General features: G+C 63.8%; 11 protein-coding genes and 3 pseudogenes. 4 read left to right on the forward strand and 10 right to left on the reverse strand.

Annotated elements, in window-relative coordinates; all coding sequences use genetic code 11:
- The first annotated feature begins 26 nt into the window (after nt 1-26).
- Together tnpC and ACVWW3_RS19715 are read left to right on the forward strand one after the other, a co-directional pair.
- A pseudogene (tnpC, locus tag ACVWW3_RS19710) lies at nt 27-1,482 on the forward strand (IS66 family transposase).
- A 203-nt stretch (nt 1,483-1,685) separates the two neighbouring features.
- On the forward strand, nt 1,686-3,101 hold the full coding sequence (locus ACVWW3_RS19715; protein WP_456672081.1) for an ABC transporter substrate-binding protein: 1,416 nt from the start codon (nt 1,686-1,688) through the stop codon (nt 3,099-3,101).
- Here the strand turns inward: ACVWW3_RS19715 and ACVWW3_RS19720 are convergent.
- The 9 genes and pseudogenes from ACVWW3_RS19720 to ACVWW3_RS19760 form a co-directional block, all read right to left on the reverse strand.
- Nucleotides 3,062-4,231 (reverse strand): Gfo/Idh/MocA family protein, encoded by a 1,170-nt coding sequence (locus ACVWW3_RS19720; protein ID WP_456648943.1) that lies wholly within the window; start codon nt 4,229-4,231, stop codon nt 3,062-3,064. The genes ACVWW3_RS19715 and ACVWW3_RS19720 overlap by 40 nt on opposite strands.
- Before the next feature lie 49 nt (nt 4,232-4,280).
- A complete protein-coding gene (locus tag ACVWW3_RS19725; protein ID WP_456648942.1) occupies nt 4,281-4,592 on the reverse strand; it encodes a septal ring lytic transglycosylase RlpA family protein in 312 nt (103 codons plus the stop codon).
- Nucleotides 4,593-4,696: 104 nt separating this feature from the next.
- Entirely contained in the window at nt 4,697-5,542 is an 846-nt protein-coding gene (locus ACVWW3_RS19730) for a CmcJ/NvfI family oxidoreductase (RefSeq protein ID WP_456648941.1), read from the reverse strand.
- Nucleotides 5,543-5,875: 333 nt separating this feature from the next.
- Entirely contained in the window at nt 5,876-6,814 is a 939-nt protein-coding gene (locus ACVWW3_RS19735; protein ID WP_456648940.1) for an ABC transporter substrate-binding protein, read from the reverse strand.
- Nucleotides 6,811-7,911: an LLM class flavin-dependent oxidoreductase gene (locus tag ACVWW3_RS19740; RefSeq protein ID WP_456648939.1), complete on the reverse strand. Its 1,101-nt coding sequence runs from the start codon at nt 7,909-7,911 to the stop codon at nt 6,811-6,813. The genes ACVWW3_RS19735 and ACVWW3_RS19740 overlap by 4 nt, the downstream gene beginning before the upstream one ends.
- 28 nt (nt 7,912-7,939) lie before the next feature.
- The gene (locus ACVWW3_RS19745; RefSeq protein ID WP_456648938.1) at nt 7,940-9,112 is read right to left on the reverse strand and encodes an acyl-CoA dehydrogenase family protein; all 1,173 of its coding nucleotides are present in this window, start codon (nt 9,110-9,112) and stop codon (nt 7,940-7,942) included.
- Nucleotides 9,106-9,906: an ABC transporter ATP-binding protein gene (locus ACVWW3_RS19750; protein WP_456648937.1), complete on the reverse strand. Its 801-nt coding sequence runs from the start codon at nt 9,904-9,906 to the stop codon at nt 9,106-9,108. Before ACVWW3_RS19750 ends, ACVWW3_RS19745 begins: the two co-directional genes overlap by 7 nt.
- Nucleotides 9,900-10,927, reverse strand: a pseudogene (locus ACVWW3_RS19755) (ABC transporter permease). Before ACVWW3_RS19755 ends, ACVWW3_RS19750 begins: the two are co-directional and overlap by 7 nt.
- Nucleotides 10,905-12,008, reverse strand: coding sequence for an ABC transporter substrate-binding protein (locus tag ACVWW3_RS19760; RefSeq protein WP_456648936.1), 1,104 nt, complete (start codon nt 12,006-12,008; stop codon nt 10,905-10,907). Before ACVWW3_RS19760 ends, ACVWW3_RS19755 begins: the two are co-directional and overlap by 23 nt.
- Nucleotides 12,009-12,483: 475 nt before the next feature.
- Between ACVWW3_RS19760 and ACVWW3_RS19765 the strand changes: the two are divergent.
- Nucleotides 12,484-13,465: pseudogene (locus tag ACVWW3_RS19765) on the forward strand (ABC transporter substrate-binding protein).
- A 380-nt stretch (nt 13,466-13,845) separates the two neighbouring features.
- Complete coding sequence (locus ACVWW3_RS19770; protein ID WP_456648934.1) at nt 13,846-14,940, forward strand: catalase family protein; 1,095 nt, start codon at nt 13,846-13,848, stop codon at nt 14,938-14,940.
- A gap of 6 nt (nt 14,941-14,946) precedes the next feature.
- Here the strand turns inward: ACVWW3_RS19770 and ACVWW3_RS19775 are convergent, their stop codons facing one another.
- Nucleotides 14,947-17,787, reverse strand: coding sequence for an AAA family ATPase (locus ACVWW3_RS19775; protein WP_456672082.1), 2,841 nt, complete (start codon nt 17,785-17,787; stop codon nt 14,947-14,949).
- Nucleotides 17,788-17,823: the final 36 nt, after the last annotated feature.

The following is a 17,823-nucleotide window of genomic DNA, read 5'->3' on the forward strand; positions in this document are numbered from 1 at the left end:
ACATGTGTTTGTGAGTCAAGGTATGGGTGACGCCGCCAAATTCCTCATTGTCTGTGGACGCCCTGCTGGCCCTGATTGGGGAGTTGCAGGAGCGCAACCTGATGTTGGAGCAGCAGAACGCATTGCTGACGGTGCGTGTGGCCGATCTGGAGCGTCGGCTTGGTCTGGACAGCTCCAATAGCAGCAAGCCGCCTTCGAGCGATGGACCGGGCCAGGCTTCTCGCCGGACACAGAGCCTGCGTGAGCGAGGGTTGAAGAAGCCCGGCGGCCAGCCCGGCCATGCAGGCAAACACTTGAAGCGGTCCGAACGGGTCGATCATACGATCATGCATCGCCCTGTCAGATGCGGGCGCTGCCGAATGGCGCTGGAGGGTGAACAGCTGGAACTTGTCGGCAGCCGTCAGGTGTTCGATCTGCCGGCGCCGGCGCCGCTGCTCGTCACGGAGCATCAGCTCTATCGTTGCAAATGCAGCGGCTGTGGCGCGGTCACGACAGGATCGTTTCCACCCGAGGTAAGGGCGCCGGCGCAATATGGCGTCCGGTTGGCCGCTGTGGTGACCTATCTGTCGGCGGGACAGTTTCTGCCTGAAGATCGGCTCGGGCAAATCCTCTCCGATCTGTTTGGCGTGACCATCTCGGCCGGCACGATCGGACAAATGATCGCCCGGGCTGCCAGCCGGACGCAGGATTTCGCTGCGGCAGTCTGCGAGCAAATCCGCCGGGCACCGGTCAAGCATTTGGATGAGACCGGGTTCTGGGTGGGCGCCACGCCGCAATGGCTGCATGTCGCGGGCACCGCCCGGGATCAATGGGCTGGTGCATTATCGCGTCTCACCCAGGCGCGGCGAGGTGCTGACGCAAGCGGCGCATATCGTTGTGCACGACCATTGGACATCCTATTTTCAGATGTCCGGTGTCACGCATGCGCTGTGCAATGCGCATCACCTGCGCGAGTTGACGGCGCTGGTGGACATCGATGGCGAGGCCTGGGCCCGGCGCATGCGCGGGTTGCTCCGCTGCCTGTGCCACGAGGTCAATCTGGCGTCAGAGCATCCAACCGATCAGACAGGCGCGCTGCGTCCCAACAGAATCCGCGCCGCCGAGCGACTTTATGACCGCATTATCCGCGCCGGTATCGCCTGGCACGAGGCGCTACCCGCGCTGCCTCGCGACATCAAGCGCGGGCGGATCAGACGGCGCACGGGCCATAATCTCCTGTTGCGCCTCAAGTTACATAAAGAGGCGGTGCTGCTGTTTCTGCACAACTCGGCGGTGCCGTTTACCAACAACGAGGCCGAGCGCGATGCTCGGATGATGAAATTGCGGCAGAAGATCTCTGCCGGCTTCCGCACCTCACAAGGCGCAGACAATTTCGCCACGCTTCGCACCCTGATCGGTACCGCTCGAAAGCGCGGATGGAACATGCTCGAAACATTGTCCCGATGCCCCACACAACTCATCCACAAACTCAGCGTCGCCTAACCGAGCAAACGGACCTGGGCAGTTACGCCCGTCGCTTGAAACAGTAGCGCACGATCTCATCGCCACTCATTTCGCAATTGCGTTCTGCGCCGCGGAGGAGGGACCCCGACTTTCGCCATGTTGACTTTCCGCCGTCCCGCTCCCCATACTTCGTAAAAAGATAAGCAAGACCAGTCATCGGACGGTTTTTGAGGGAGGATAGGATGCCGACTTCACGCAGGCAGCTGCTGAAGAGCTCGGCGGCTGCTGCCGCCGCACTCAGCCTCGATTGGACAAGGGCCCAGGCGCAAGCCGAGAATTTGCGCATCGGCCTGATCTACGACCTCACCGGCCCGTTCGCCGCCGGCGGCTCGGTCGCCTCCTCGGTCGGCGCACAGATCGCCATCGACCTCGTCAACGAAAAAGGCGGCATCGGCGGCAAGACCAAGATCGTGCCGGTCGCGGCGGACTCGCAGAGCAAGGCCGATGTCGCGATCAACGAGGCCGAGCGGCTGATCAGCCAGGAAAAGATCGACATCATCAACGGCGTCTATTCCAGCGCGCATGCGGTACCGATGGCGGCAAAGGTCGAGCAGCAGAAGAAGATCCTCTGGATCACGACCGCGGTCTCGACCGCCGTGTTCAAGGACAAGAACCTGCAATATGTCTTTCGCGCGCAGATCCATTCCGACCAATATGGACAGGCCTTTGCCGGCTTCATGAGCGAGCATGCCAAGGCGAAGCTCGGCATGGAGCCAAAGGACGTCAAGATCGCGTTGATCCACGAGGACGGCCCTTACGGTGTTGGCGTCGCCGCCGCAGACGAGGCCTATGCGAAAGAAGCCGGACTTCAGATCGTGCTGAAAGAGGGCTATTCGGCTTCGGCCCCGGATTTGTCGGTGCTGGTCACAAAAATCAAACGCGCCAAGGCCGACGTGATTTCGCATGCCGGCTACAACCCCGACATCACCCTGTTCCTGCGCCAGGCCCGCGAGAGCGGCCTGCGCTTCAAGATGCTGTTCGGCGCGGGCGCCGGCTATAGCCAGCTCGACAAGTTGCGCGCGACTTTCGGCGCAGACATCGACAATTTCTGCAACATCGATCCGGTGCCGGCGCAGCTGCTCGATCCGGCGAAGCTTGCGCCTGGAATCGGCGATCTGACCAAGACCATGGTCTCGCGCTACCAGGCCAAGACCGGCGCGACCGACGTGCCGCCGCACTGCTCGATGGGTTTCAACCAGACCTGGGTGCTGATCAACAACGTGCTGCCGGTCGCCAAGGAGAAATACGGCAGCTTCGAGCCCGAGGCCATTCGCAAAGCCGCGCTCGACGTCGACATTTCCCGCCGGCGGCACCATCCAGGGCTATGGCGTGAAATTCTTCCCGCCCGGCACGCCGCTTTCCGGCCAGAACGAACGCTCGACGCCGGTCGTGATGCAGAATGCCGGCGAGCACATCTCGGTGGTGTGGCCGACGAACATCAGGACGCAAGACCCGGTATTCCCGCTGCCGAAGGGGTCGACTTACGGGACGTAGGATTGAAGCCGCGCAGACGGTGCGTCCCTCTTCCCTTGTGGGAGAGGGTGGCTCGCCGCTCGCCCTACAACACCACCCTTCGCCCCTCCTCCGCCGCCCAATAGCCGGCGTAGTTCACCTTGATCGTCTCATACGCCAGCGCCAGGTCGGACAGCGGCGGCCTTCCGCTCGCGGCGCATTCCATGAAGTCCTGGATTTCCTGGAGATAGCCGCGCGTCCATTCCTCCTCGAGGCAGACATATTGCCAGCCGGTCTTGCGGTCGACTTTTTCGGTGATGTAGACCGAGGCGAGCTTCTCTTCGGAGGTCTGGTAGCTCATCAGATGCGTGTTCGGCGTGATGTTGGCGAACAGCGAGCCGCCTGACGTATAGGTCTCGATCAGATTGCGCACGCCGCCCATGATCATGTCGCCGGAGAACACGGTGGCCTTGGTACCGTCCGAGAAGGTGGCGGTGAGTGTGCCCCAATCCTCGACGTCGACGGGATTGGCCTTGATGTAAGTGCGCTCCTCCGGCTTGAGGTTGGCCGTGACATTGCCGACATCGCCGGTGACGCTGGCGACGCGGATAGTCTCGCCGCGCGCCTTGGCTTCAACCTGCTTGAGATACAGCACGGCGGAGAGCGGATGGCAGCCCATCCGGATCAACGAGCCGCCGCCGGTCATCGCCCATTGCGCGGCATGGGCCGCATGCGAGCCGGAATGACTCTCCTCGCCCTTCATGAACAGGATTTTGTCTTTCGTCGCCCTGATGATCTCCGCGGTCTTGGTCACCGCGGGTGCGTAGATCCAGTCCTCGGCATACATGAAGAGCTTTCCGGTACGTTCGATCGCAGCCCGTGTCGCGTCCATCTCCTCCAGCACGCGCTCGTACATCAGCGCCTTCGGCACATGCTTGCCGATCGGCTGCTCGTCGCCCGCGCGGCCAAAATAGCCGGCGAAGGGTTTTTCACAGATCACGTGCTTGCCGGCTTGCATGGCGGCCACGATCATTTCGGCATGCAGATTGGGCGGCGTGCAGATGTCGATGACGTCGAGTTCGCGGTCTGCGATCAGCTCAGTGAAGCTGCGATAGACCCGCGAGATCTGATGGCGGCCGGCGAATTCAACGACGCGGTCGCCGCGCGCAGCGACCGCCGCGACCTCGACATCCACGCCGTAGACGCGCCGGAACGCATACATATGCAGCTCCGACACGAAGCCGCAGCCGACGAGTCCCACCCTGATCTTTGCCATAGCGCCCCCTTACCCATGCTTTGGGCCGCACTATAGCGCGCCGGCAGGCCTATTCCACCGAGACCCGCACCACGCCGGCGCTCATCATGCCGAGCGCACGAGCAGCGGGAACGGAGAGGTCAACGATACGGCCGCGGATGAACGGGCCGCGATCGTTGACGCGGCACTGAATCGAGCGGCTCCCGTAAGACACCCTCAGCACGCTTCCGAAGGGCCGCGTCCGGTGCGCGCAGGTCAGCTGGCCTTTCCCGGCTTTTCCGTATCCGTAATAGGAGGCAAGCCCGCTCTCGGCGTGGGCAAAGGAAACAGCAGAAAGCGAAAAAGTGGCAAGGCAAGAAAATAGCGTGGTCTGCGCTCGCACGGCACCGCTCCCGGTTGGCCCTGGCCCGCGCAGCAAACGTTTGTTGGTTCCCGTGGGTTCCTGAGCCGCTGCCGGGCAACGCCCGGCAGCGCCATCACACATTGTTACCGTTTGTGGAACACGAGCGTCCGGACCTCGATGCTCTCGCGCGGCGCCGCATCCGCCGGCGTGGTCGGATCGACGAAGGCCGTATGAGGCCCGAAGCGCGTGCGGCCATCGGTTGCGGAATCGTAGCACTTGAGCAGCAGCGCTTCCTCGGCCGTCATCTTGGGGAAATAGAACCAGCGATGGTTCGGATTGTATTTCACCGAATAAGTCTCGCCGCGACGGTTGGGATAGATCAGATCGGAGGCGACGAGATCGTCGGGCGCAACCGTCGTGCCATCGGCCATCGCCAAGGGTGAATCGCGCAAGGGACCGCGAATCGGCCGCCAGAGGTTGATCACTTGCACGCGTCCCTTCAGCAGCTCTTCGGCTTCGTCGGGCAGATGTTCGCGCACGCGATTGGCGCCGGAGATCGCGGTCTGGTCGACATGGACGCGCGTTGCCGGCTGACGCGGACCGCCGTCGCGAATGTCCGCGGCGCCCTCGACCCGCCTGCGCACGGTATGGTCGAAGATGAAGACGCGGTCGGCTTTCAGCGTTGCGCGCAGGAAGGCCTCGACGGCGGGATAGTAGACCGCCCTCACCTCTTCATCGTTGTTGAAATCCTTCACCAGGGTCGGATGCCGCACCAGCGCAAAGCCTTCGCGATCGAGCGAGATATTTTGCGCGATCAGGCGCGCATCGAAGATCGGCACCTGATGCGGCTCCGGCAACGACGTGCTCTTGGGCTCGCCCGGCGGCGGATCGAAGGCGTAGGTGCGCGGTTTGCCCGAAACCGGCGCGAGATAGTTGAGTTCGGCGGTGACGAAGGGAAGCGATTCGATCTTTGTTTCTTGCAGGCCCATGGCCGGTCTCCCGATGTGGTCGTCTGGAAGATTTTTGAGGGGACCGCGCGTGGCGCAAGGGAGACGGTGCAAATAGCAATGGAGGTGTTGTCGGGAGCAAGGAATGCAGAAGGAACGTTTCGAAGAAGGCAATCGGATTAGGAGGTGCTCTCTCCGCTTCACGGACACTTGAGAGGCATGTGAGGTTTCGTGCCCCGGACGCAGCGCAGCGCTTCTTCAGCGGTGCGCTGCTGAGCCGGGGCCCATATCGCCGAGCATTTCTGTGCAACATGGGTCCCGGCTCTGCGGAGCAGCGTTGCACGCTGCGCCGCGTCCGGGACACGAGAGCTGTTCCTACAACCCTGCCTTCGCGATCGCATCCGAGAACGAGCGATCCACGATCTCGGTCGCATCCAGCTTCTGCTTGATCAGGCCCCAGCGAAAATAGAGATCGATCGTGCTCTGCTCGTCCGCGACCACGCCGTCGTCGATCGGCGCGATCCTGATCTTTGCGCGTGACAGCCAATTCTGCGGCACGGCGGTCGGGATGTTCATCAGCCTGCCCCAGGTCGCGGCATAGCTCTCGACATTGTTCAGCGACCACGCCCGCGCCGCGGTGAGGCGCCGGATGAAGTCGGTCAGCTCCGCGCGCTTGTCGCGGATGGCATCAGGCCGCGCCACTTGAAAGCTCAGCCCCGGTGTCAGGCCCTCCGAGGTGATGACGCGGCGCGACTTGAACAGCACCTCCTCCTGGCTGACATAAGGCTCCCAGGTCGACCACGCGTCGACGGAGCGTTGCGTGTAGGCGATCTTGGCGTCCGACGGCGCCAGGAAGGCAATCTGCACGTCGGCCGCACTCCAGCCGTTCTTCTCGAGCGCGGCCAGGATCAGTTGATGGCCGATCGAGCCGCGGCCCGTTGCGATCTTCTTGCCGCGGAGATCGGCGAAGCTCTTGATTGGCGAGGCCTCGGGCACGAGAATGGCGAGACCCTCCCGCGTCTGCCGGATCGCGGCAATCGCTTTCACCGGCGCGCCGGAGGCGGCGGCAAAGGTGAAGGGTGCATCGCCAACGAGACCGGTCTCGATTGCGCCGGCGCTCAGCGCTTCCAGCAGTGGCGCAGCCGCCGGAAACTCCTTCCATTCGATCTTGTACGGAACGTCCTTGAGCACGCCAGCGGCTTCCATGACCGCCTGCGAATTGCCCTTCTGGTCGCCGACGCGCAAGGTGGTCTGCGCCGCCGCCAGCTCGAACGAGCCGAACAGCAGCGCGCCGGCTAGCATGAGGCGGATCATTCCGCCGCCTCGCCGCGAACGGCCTGACGCTTGGCGACCAGCTCGCGCGTCAGCGGAATCAGCTCGCGCCCATACTCGATGGCGTCGATCAGGGGATCGAAGCCGCGGATCAGGAAATGGCTGATGCCGAGGTCGTAATAGTCGCCGAAGACTTCCGCGACCTGCTCCGGCGTACCGACCAGCGCCGTGGTGTTGCTGTTGGCGCCGGTGAGCTTTGCGATCTCGGTCCACAGCCGCTTGTCGATGCGGCTGCCCTGGTCGGCAAGCGAGAGCAGGCGCCGCGCGCCGGCCGTGGCGTGGCCGTCGGCGGGTTTGCGGTAGCCGGTCTTGTCCTGGAGCGCGGTGGCGCGCGCAAGAAGCTCTTCCGCCTTTTCCCAGGCCTGCTTCTCGGTCGGGGCAATGATCGGCCGCACCGAGAGGCTGAAGCGTGGCGTCGGACGGCCTTGCCTGACGGCCGCGTTATGGACGCGTGAGGTGACGTCGCGCACCTGCGCATAGGATTCACCCCACAGCGCAAAGGTGTCGGCGTGCTTGCCGGCGACGTCGATTGCCGCATCCGAGGCGCCGCCGAAATAGATCCGGATGCCATCTGGGCGATACGGCTTCACCTGCGAAAACGCGTTCTCGACCTGATAGTGCTTGCCCTTGTAGGTGAAGGGCTTGTCGCTGGTCCATTCCAGCTTGAGGACATCAAGAAATTCCGAGGTGCGTGCGTATCGCTCGTCTTTGTCGTCGAGCGTGTTGCCGTCCTGCCGCAGCTCGGTTGCGTTGCCGCCGGTGATGACGTGGAGCGCGACACGTCCGCGGGAGAACTGGTCGAGCGCTGCGAACTGCCGCGCCAGCAGGGTCGGGGCGGTGAAGCCCGGGCGCTGCGCGATCAGCACGTTGAGGCGGCTGGTCGCACCGAGGACGTGCTGGGCGACCTGAAGCGCATCGGGCGCCGTTGAATGAAACGCCAGCAGCGCGCGGTCGAAGCCGGCATTCTCATGCGCCTTCGCCACCGTCTCGATGTGGGTCGGGTTGAGGATCGGTCCCTCGCGAACGACGGTCTCGGACGAATTGTTGTTGCTGATGAAACCGATGAACTCGATCGACATGATCGTCTCCCTGTTTGTTTTCTGAAAGCTAGAGTCCCAATGCGGCACGGCCGAGGCCGGTGCGCGTGGAATCGTCCTGCGGCGTGTGCACGCGACCGCACAGGACGTCGCGATAGTGCCGCTCCAGCGGATTGGTGCGGGAGAGGCCATGATTTCCGGTCAGCGACAAGGCATCCTCGACCGCGGCGACGGCGTTGTTGGTCACCGTCAGCTTGATGACATTGGACTCGGCCGCCGAGAGCGCGATGCCGTCATCGAAATCACCGGCGAAGGATGCGATCAGACGCGCATTGACCGCGAGCCGTGCTTCGATCGCGCCGAGGATCTCCTGCACGCGCGGCAAGGTCGCAAGCGGCGCACCGAGGCTGGCCGGCACCCGCTGGTTCAGGAACGCGACCAGCCAGTCGCGTGCAGCCCGCGCCACGCCGTCATAGATCGCGGCGACGAAGATCGTGTGGACGGTCGCCTGCGCGACATCGGGAGCGCGCCAGTCCGCCGGCTTGCGCACATCGATCTCGGCATCGAGAGGAATCACGACGTCGTCGAAGATGACGTCGTGGCTGCCGCTGGCGCGCAGGCCGTGATGATCCCAGGTCTCGACGATGCGGGTGCCCGGCAGGCCCGCCGACACCAAAAACTGTCCGACGCGCGGCTCGGCTTCGTCCGTCCGCGCCCACACCAGATACCATTTCAGGATCGGCGAGCCCGTCGAATAGATCTTGTGGCCGGAAAGCCGCCAGCCGGTTTCGGTGCGACGTGCAATGGTCGCGGGCAGTCCGCCGCGCGCAGGCGAGCCCAGTTCGGGCTCGACGCGGAGCGCGTTGACGAGCGCAAGGCCTTCGACGCTCTCGCGTGCAAGCTTGCGCGACAGCCGCGCCGGCCAGGTCGGGCTCCGTGCCATCACCAGATGATTGATGTAGTGCATCGACAACACCAGCGCGGTCGACGGATCAGCCTTGCCGATGATGCCGAGGACGCGTGCGGCATATTGTGCGCCCGCTCCGGCCCCGCCATGGGCGGCCGGCACCGTCAGCGACAGCAGGCCTGCGTCGGACAGCTCGCGAAAATTCTCGAACGGGAAGCTACCGGTGCGGTCGTGTTCGGCCGCGCGCGCGGCGAAGGCCCCGGCCAGCGCCTCGGCACGTGCGATGTAGTCGGGCTCGCTATGGCCCACGGGCCCCTTGGCTATCGAACTCACCATGTGGCGTCCAGTCCCAGCAGGCCAAGAATCTGGCGGCGCAGATCGGCCAGATACGGATCGCCGCGATGGCGCGGATAGGGCCGGTCGACACGGATGTCGGCCTTGACCCGCGCCGGGCGGTCGCTGAACACGATGACGCGGTTGGCGAGCACCAGCGCCTCCTCGGCGTCATGCGTCACCAGCAGCGTGGTAAAACCCTTGCGCTGCCACAACGAGACCAACTCGGCCTGCATGGTGATGCGGGTCAGCGAATCGAGCTTTCCGAGCGGTTCGTCGAGGATGAGGATTTTGGGATCGTTGACCAGCGCGCGGGCCAGCGCGACGCGCTGCGCCATGCCGCCTGAGAGCTGGTGCGGATAGGCATTGCGGAAGGACGCAAGGCCGACAAGATCGAGCGCGGCATCGACGCGATGACGCTGGCTCTTCAAGACGCCCTGCGCCTCCAGCCCCAGTGCGACGTTGTCCCGCACCGTACGCCAGGGAAACAGTGTCGGATCCTGGAACACGACGACGCGCGAGGGATGCGGGCTTCTGATGCGGCTGTCGTCCTCGCGCAGCGTTCCGGACCTGGGCTTGTCGAGGCCTGCGACGAGGCGCAGCAAGGTCGACTTGCCGCAGCCGGAGGGGCCGAGCAGCGCGACGAACTCGCCCGGCTCCACGGAGATGCTGACGTCGCTGAGCACCGGCAGCTCGGCACCGTCGATGTCGAAGGCGTGGCTGACCTGCTCGATGTCGAGCGCGGCACCTGCGGCCGGGTGAGCGTCGATTTCGGCCAGTGCAGTTGCGGCTACCATTTTACGGTTCCCTTCTGCCAGACCAGCAGGCGATCGCGGATCGCGAACAACAGCGTGATCGCGCCGGAGCAGAGCAGCGACATCACGATCAGCGCCGCATACATGTTGGCGTAGGCCGCCCAGCCCTGCGCCCATTGCAGGTACCAGCCGAGCCCGGCCTTGACGCCGATCATCTCGGCGACGACCAATACGGCGAAGGACGAGCCGAGCCCCATGAACAGGCCGACGAAGACATGCGGCAATGCCGCGGGGATCGCGACCTTCAACACCAGGAAGGACGGCTTTGCGCCGAGCGTCCGCGCGACGTCGTAATAAGCGTTGCTCACACTCGCGACGCCCGACCAAGTCAGCACGGTGACCGGGAAGCCGGTTGCCAGCGCAATCAGAAAGGTCGAGGCGAGGCGCTCCAGCTCGACGGGAAGGTGAAGAAGGCGATCGGCAGCCAGGCGGTCGCCGGCAGCGGGCCGATGAAGCGCAGCACCGGATGCACCCAATAGCCGACGGCGCGCGACCAACCGATCGAGACGCCGGTCAGGAAGCCGACTGTTGCGCCGATCAGATAGCCGCCGAGCTGGAGCTTGACCGAGGCGAACACGCTGTCGAGCAGTTTTGGCAGATCGTCTGTATAGACCTCGATGATCGACTGTGGCGGCGGGAAGAACGGCAATGGCAGCCAGGCGAATTTCGCGGTCGCGACTTCCCACAGGGTCATGAAAACGCCGAGCACGACGAGCCACGGCGCACGCTGGCGCAAGGCCCGGCCGGCCGAGCCGAGATAGTCGGCGGCGACGGTCCCGAACAGCGCGACGGCCGCGATGACAAAGGCGGCAATGCCGAGCGAATGGGTTCGCGACCAATCGCCGACGTCCTCCCACCACAGGCAGGACAGGCCGAAGGCGATCCACGCCACGCTGGCGAGAATGCCAACGCCGGATTCACGGACCCAACTCGCAAGCAGCGGCGCGCGCGAGAGACGCGGCGCGCCGGAAGCAAGGCCGTCAGACAGCGAATACGTCGACATAAATGCGCTCCGCGAATTTGGCCGTATCGGTACTCTGTTTGAAGACCTGCACGCTCTTGAGATCGTCGGCATAGGCCTTGAGCTCGCGCTTCAGTACTTCGCCGACGGGGTGATGGTGGTGAGTGTGGTAGCGCACCATGCCTTCGATATCGGCGAGCGACGCCGTCTTGGGCGCGTAGGGCTGGAACGATTTTGCCGCCACTGTCGGGTTCTGCGAGGTGAACATGGCGGCGTCGAGCAGCGCCTGCGTGATGGCGCGCGCGATCTGCGGCTCCTCGCGCACCAGACTGCCGCGCAAGCCGACGATGCAGCAGCTCTTGTCGCGGTATTCGCCGTCGAGATTGGAGGCGACTTCCTTGTACTGGCTGTCCTTGAGCCAGAGATAGCCGAGTGGGTCGGACGACAGGAACGCCTGCACCTCGCCTTTCTCGACGGCGACGTTGAGGAGGTTGCCGGGATAGGCGCGCCAGTCGACGTCCTTGTTGGGATCGATGCCGAGCTTTGCGAGCTGGATCGAAAAGAAGTTCTTGTCGGGGCCGCCGAGATCGCCGACCGCGACGATCTTGCCCTTGAGATCGGCCAGCTTGCTCACGCTGGAGTCGGCGCGCGTCAGCACGCGCATGCAGCCGCCATGGGTGCCGGCGGCGATCTTGACGTCAAAGCCCTGCTCCAGCGGCTTCAGCCAGCGCAGCGCCATGCCGAGACCGGCATCGCTCTTTCCCGTCGCGATCGCCTCTAGCAGCTGGTCGGTCGATCCGGAATAGTTGACGAGCTCGACGTCGAGATTCTGCTTCTGGAAGAAACCGTGCTCGATGGCGACCGGCAGCGGTGCAAGGCAGACCGCGCCGGCATTCCACGACAGCTTCAATTTGCGCGGCGCACCGGCGAGCGCGGGCGCATCTGACGCCGTCCGGCACAGCGGAAATTCCGAGAAGTCGACGCCGGACGCAATCCCGTGCGGCACAAAAGCCTGTGCCGCACCGAGGGCGCCGAGCGGCGCGGCGAATGCCGCCGCGAGCCCCGCCTGGAGCAGGTGACGCCGGTCGAGCCTCGATCCGCCGTGCTTGATGTCGTCGTTCATCCGTCCCCACTCCTGCGCTGGCACGGCTCCGCCATCTGCACAACAGTTTGCGTTGCGCCTGTTCCGTGCGGAGCTGCGTTGAGAGAAAATCTTTTCGCCGGCGCCTGCTGCGCCTCGTTGATGCGATGCGCAAATCATGCTGCGTGCTCGCCGCATCGTCAATGAAATGGATTTTCGAATGTTGCGCGAAGCGAAGTCATTCTCTCCATCGGCGCGTCCGGGACGATGAAAGGATTTCTTCCGATGCATCGGTTGGCAGCGTGCTGGCCTACTCCCTCTCTTGCTTAATTCTTGCGCAGCATCAGTGGCGCACACCGCACGTTCTCGAAAGCAGCGCCTCGCTAAAACGTCCTTGCCCATCGCGCGCGCAATACGGTTAGCCATTTCATTGACTGCGCATCGCGCGACCATAGACTTGATCGTCTCGCTGGATCGTTCGCTCACGCGTCGTGAGCAAAGCACCAAGACAGGCAACATGAGCATCAACTCCCTCCACCATTCCGTCACCCGCCGGCTCGCCGCATCGCTGCTTGCTGCCGCCATCACCCTGTCGACGGCCGCGACGTCATTCGCAGCCGACGCAATCGTGCTGCGCGTCGGCGACCAGAAGGGCGGCAATCGCTCGCTGCTCGAGATCTCTGGCTACGCGAAGGATCTGCCTTACAAGATCGAATGGTCGGAATTCCCCGCGGCTGCGCCGATCCTGGAGGCGCTCAACGCCGGCGCACTCGACGTCGGCTACACCGGCGACCTCTCGTTCCTTTCCGTCTACGCGGCCGGCGCGCCGATCAAGGGCGATCGGCGGCACAAGGTCGGATGCGAAGACACAAGCCATTCTCGTACGCCAGGATTCGCCGATCAAATCGGCCGCCGACCTCAAGGGAAAACGCCTTGCCGGCACGCGCGGCGGCTGGGGCCAGTTCCTGATCGACGCCACGCTGGAGAAGGCGCAGATCAAGCTGGAGGACGCGACTTTCGCGCCGCTCGGCCCGGTCGACGCCAAGATCGCGTTGGTCGCGGGCTCGATCGATGCCTGGGCAGTGTGGGAGCCCTACGTCTCGTTCGCGACGCTCCAGGACAACGCTCGCGTGATCGCCGATGGTGAGGGCCTGACGCCGACCATCACCTTTATCGTCGCCTCTGACAGCGCTATCACTAGCAAGCGCGCGGCGGTGCAGGACCTCGTGCAGCGGCTGAACAAGGCGCGGCTGTGGTCGCTGGATCATCTCGGCGAATATGCCAAGAGCACGGCCGAACTAACCAAGCTGCCGGAGGACGTGCTGCTCTCGGCCTACACCGCGCAGCGCACCAGCCCGATCGTGATCGACGAGAACGTCGTGAAGGAGGTGCAGGAAGCCTCCGACCGCTCGACGCGCTACGGCATCCTGCCGAAGAAGCTCGACGTCAGCAAAGCCGTCGACCGCAGCTTCACCGCTGCGGCCGCAGGATCGAACTAGGAGGCAGCGGGATGCGAAGGCTTCGCCTCAAGGCTGGCCCACTGCATCTCGCCGCGATCGTGCTCGCGCATTTCGCTTGCATGGGCCTGATCGTGTGGCTGTCACTTTAGACGCCGGCCAACGTCGCCGCCCGCTGGCCGGGCCTTAAGGAAAAGATCAGGACAACATAAGGAGCCCATAAGGACTTACGAAACGCCACTGGCCTAGCATCGACCCTGTGATCTCGTCGGTAACAGGATGCCTCATCCCACGGCTTGTCCAGGCAACCGCAGCTCGTTCTCCGATTGCCGATCCCGACTGGACGGGCTTACAGTGGAACTCGCCCTGCGGCCGTCGAGCTTGCAATGGGAAGGCGACCTTCGGGCTGGGAGATCAGCGCCATGTCAGCCGGTCAGTATCTTCGTTACGATCCGTCCGTCGAACAAATCCGGCCGGAGGAAGCGGAGGCCGTCGAGGCGATCGTGGCCTCGATCTCGCGAACGAGCGCTCGCACTTTTCACAACGACAAGCATGGGACCCGGCAGCAGCACGCCAAGGGCGCCGGCTATCTCCGCGGCGAGCTGATCGTCTACGACGATTTGCCGGATCATCTGCGCCAGGGCCTGTTCAAACAGGCTGGCCACTTCCCGATCATCGTCCGTCTCTCCACCGCGTTCAACAGGAGCGATCGCGTACGTTCGCCGCGGGGGTTGGCCATCAAGGTCTTGGGCGCGACTGGGCTTAAGGCGCTCGGCGACGACGACTCGACGAACCAGGATCTCCTGCTTGTCAACCACTCCAGCTATTTCGCGGATGCGATGGCCTATATGCACGCGCAGCACAAGGTCGAGCGCAGCCTGATCCTGCCGGATCTGGCGTACGGACCCATAGGCTTTATCGCGCGCATCCTGGTCGCCGCATCGGACAGAACAGGCATTCCGATCCCGATAGTCTTGAAAGCGCTTGGTGATGCCGGCAGCAACATTCTTGGAGAAACCTTTCACACAGAGGGAGCACTGCGGTTTGGCGACTATATCGCAAGGCTTCGCCTGGTGCCGATCTCGGCCTCGATCCGCCGGCTCACCGGCCAGCCCTGCCACGATGCCGATAATGCCGTGCTGAACACTGTCGTTGCATTCTTCAAGGACAATGCGGCCGAGTACGAACTATTTGCCCAGCTCTGCACCGACCTGGAGCAAACGCCGATCGAAGATGCCTCGATCGACTGGCCCGAAGACGTCGCGCCGCCGCAAGCACTCGGCAAGATCACGCTTCCGCGCCAGACCGCCGACAGCCCCGCGCGTCGCGTCTATTCCGACGAGGTGCTTTCGTTCGATCCATGGCGATGTCTCGCGGCGCATCAGCCGCTCGGTTCGATCATGCGATTGCGCAGGGATGCCTACCGTGCCTCCCGCACGCTGCGGCAGCAGCAAAATCAACACACGGTCAAGCAACAGCCCGGAGAACCGCGACAGATCGCGGACCTGCCGGATTGAGCCCGATCACCGTTCCGCACTATCGAGCCGGGTGTCCCGGCCTGCGTCGAAAAAGGACGCCGATCGCAGCGGATCGCCGGGATCAAGCGTCTCTGCCAGCGATCCGATCACCTGGCCGGAGCGGTCCCGCCACTTGGCAGCCCTTTGCGTTTGTCCAAGGCCCGCATAAAGCGCTGCGGTCGTGCGATAAACCCGCCAGGTGGCATGCGGCAACCTGGCATGGCGGACGATCGAAATTGCCGTCGACAAATGTTCGCCGGCGAGTTGCACATCCTGCTTCAGGATCGCAATTCTTGCCATGACCTCGTGGCACAGCGCGAGAAACGGGCGGTCGGGTGCCGCGCTCGTCACCTCATGAAACTGGCGGGCCGAACTCTGGGCGCGATCCAGATCGCCGATCGCGATCCAATAGTCGCAGCAAGTCAGCAGATAGTGGGGGATGACCAGCGACTCCATCGGTACGCGATCGACCTCCATTCGCCGCTCCATCGCATCGAGATGCTGCCGCGCCCGAGTCAGGTCGCCCATCCTGACATAAGCTCGCGCCAGCAGATTCCTGCCAACGAAGAAGGTGAACGGATTGGCCTCGATCATCGGGCCGAGCGCATCCTCCGCACGCCGTGACGCGCTCCCATATTCCTCGGCCTCGGAATACAGCCATCCGATCGCGAGATGACACAGCGCGACGGCCTGCGGATTTGCATTTCGTTCCGAGATGGCCAACGCGGAGACGACGTTTCGTTGCGCCTGCCCCCATTCACCGTGATAAATCTGGGCAAACGCCTCGACCGTTTCATAGAGTACGAACAGATAGACGTCACCGACCAGGCGGGCGAGCTCCTTGCCCCTGGTCGTCGCATCGCAGCAGGCCGGATAATTCGCGCGCAAGAACTCCAGCACCATCTCCATCGAGCAGCGTCGCAGCCGCATGCTCAGATCCTGTTCTCCGGTGATCAGTGCTGACGCATGCTCGGCAAGGTCCGCATTCTCGCGATCCCAGCCGCGGAGCATCAGCTTCAAATTGGCAACGTTCCCCTGGACCAGAGCGCTGAACGCGGCGTCGTCGATCGCCCGGCTCTTTACAAGAGCCTGTTCCGCAACAGGCAGGCTCTGGCGTCGATCGACGTAAAGACAAAATCTGCTGAGGTCGACCAGTGCGTTCACCTCTTCGCGCACGTGTCCGTTCTCCGCCGCGTGCGCGACGACTGCGCTGAGATCCTGCAGGGAATTCAGGAAATCTCCACTGGCCCGCCAGGCCCAGGCGCGCTGAAGCAACAACTTCAGACGTGCTGTCACCCGAAACTCCGGCGGCAAATGCGGCACCAGTTCCAAAGCGCGGGAGAGGTAATTGGCGGCCTCGCGTGTGCTGAACCTTCGCGCCGAGCCCTCGGCGGCCGCGCCCAGATAATGCATCGCTTTCGGGAAATCGCGGCCCAGTTCGAAGTGGCGCGCGAGAACGGCGGCAATCTCCGCAGCCTGCGGCCCATAGCCCTGCTCGAGCCCCGCCCCAAGTAGCGCATGGGTTTTCGTGCGGCGCGCCGGCGCGAGCCGCTGGTACAGGATCTCCTGGTAGAGCGCGTGCTGGAACGCATAGCGACCGGAGACACCTCCGCTCGGCCACTCAGTCATGCCGGCAACGACGATAATGCGATCAGTCCGCGCCAGGTCCTCGCACATCTCCTCGACATCCAGCACGGGACGGTCCAGCGCACCGGCGATATGGAGCGCAGAAAACTCCGCTCCCGCCGCACTGGCGACCTCGAGCAAGCTGCGCTCGTCCACGGTGAGGTGATCAATCTGCTGCTTGATCATTCCTTCCAGATCGCGCGGCATGCTGTCATGCGAGGCCGCGTCTTCGCTGACCAGCCGCCAGCCCAATTCGTGCTCGACAAGCGCGCCTTGCGCCACGAGATGATCGAGGAGAGACGACACGAACAGAGGATGCCCGCCGGTTCTCGCGAAGATGCGCTCGACCAGCTCTCTGGCAAAATCGGCCGAGTTGAAGCGCAGGGAAAGATAACGTTCGACGTCGATGCCGGTTAGTCGATCGAGCGCGAGCTCGGTGGCGTGTCCGTGAATCCGCAAGTCCTGGTGAACGGCACGGATAGGATGTCCGCCGACGGCGACTTCCATCGGCCGATAGGTGGCCAGCACGAGGATAGCCGCCCTCCGATCCCGGCGCGCAAGCCGGGAGAGCACATCCACGGTGGCAACGTCGCTCCAATGCAGATCTTCCAGGATGATCACCCATGGTCGCCTGACGGCGAGGTGTTCCATGAGATCGGCAAATTCGCGCAGCATGCGCTCCCGGGTTGCGCCAAAGACTTCATGCTGGAATGCGGCCCGGTCTGCTTCGCCGAGGAATCCGGGCATTTGCGCGAGCCAGGTCGGCGCGTGCTCGCGTATGGAAGTCAGCAGCGATGCTCCATCGGTTCGACGGCAGCACTCGTTCAGCGCTCCGATCAGCGGAAGAAAGGCCTCATGAGTGCCGAACAACTCGTTGCAGCTACAGTGCAGCACGCCCAGTCCCTGCTGGTTCATCCTGTCGAGCGTCATTTGCAAGAGGGTGGTTTTTCCGATCCCGGCTTCGCCGGTGATGAAGACGATCTGACGCTGTCCGGTACGAGCGAGTTGCAACGCCTTGTCCAGCGTCTCGAGTGCGCCAGTGCGGCCCACCCTCCAGTGCCGGCGTCGATCGACGACCTGCTCCGTGACGGAAGCCGCCTCCTCTTCGGCTGGCCGCTCGATCGCAGGCAATTCGGCGGTCGCGACCGGCGCAATGAAGCGATAGCCGCGCCGCGTGACCGTCTCGATGTAGTTGGGGGACTGCCTGTCGTCGCCGAGCACCGAGCGCAGCGTGGGTTCACGGCAACGGCGAGGCTC

This window comes from Bradyrhizobium sp. LM2.9, from assembly GCF_054056555.1.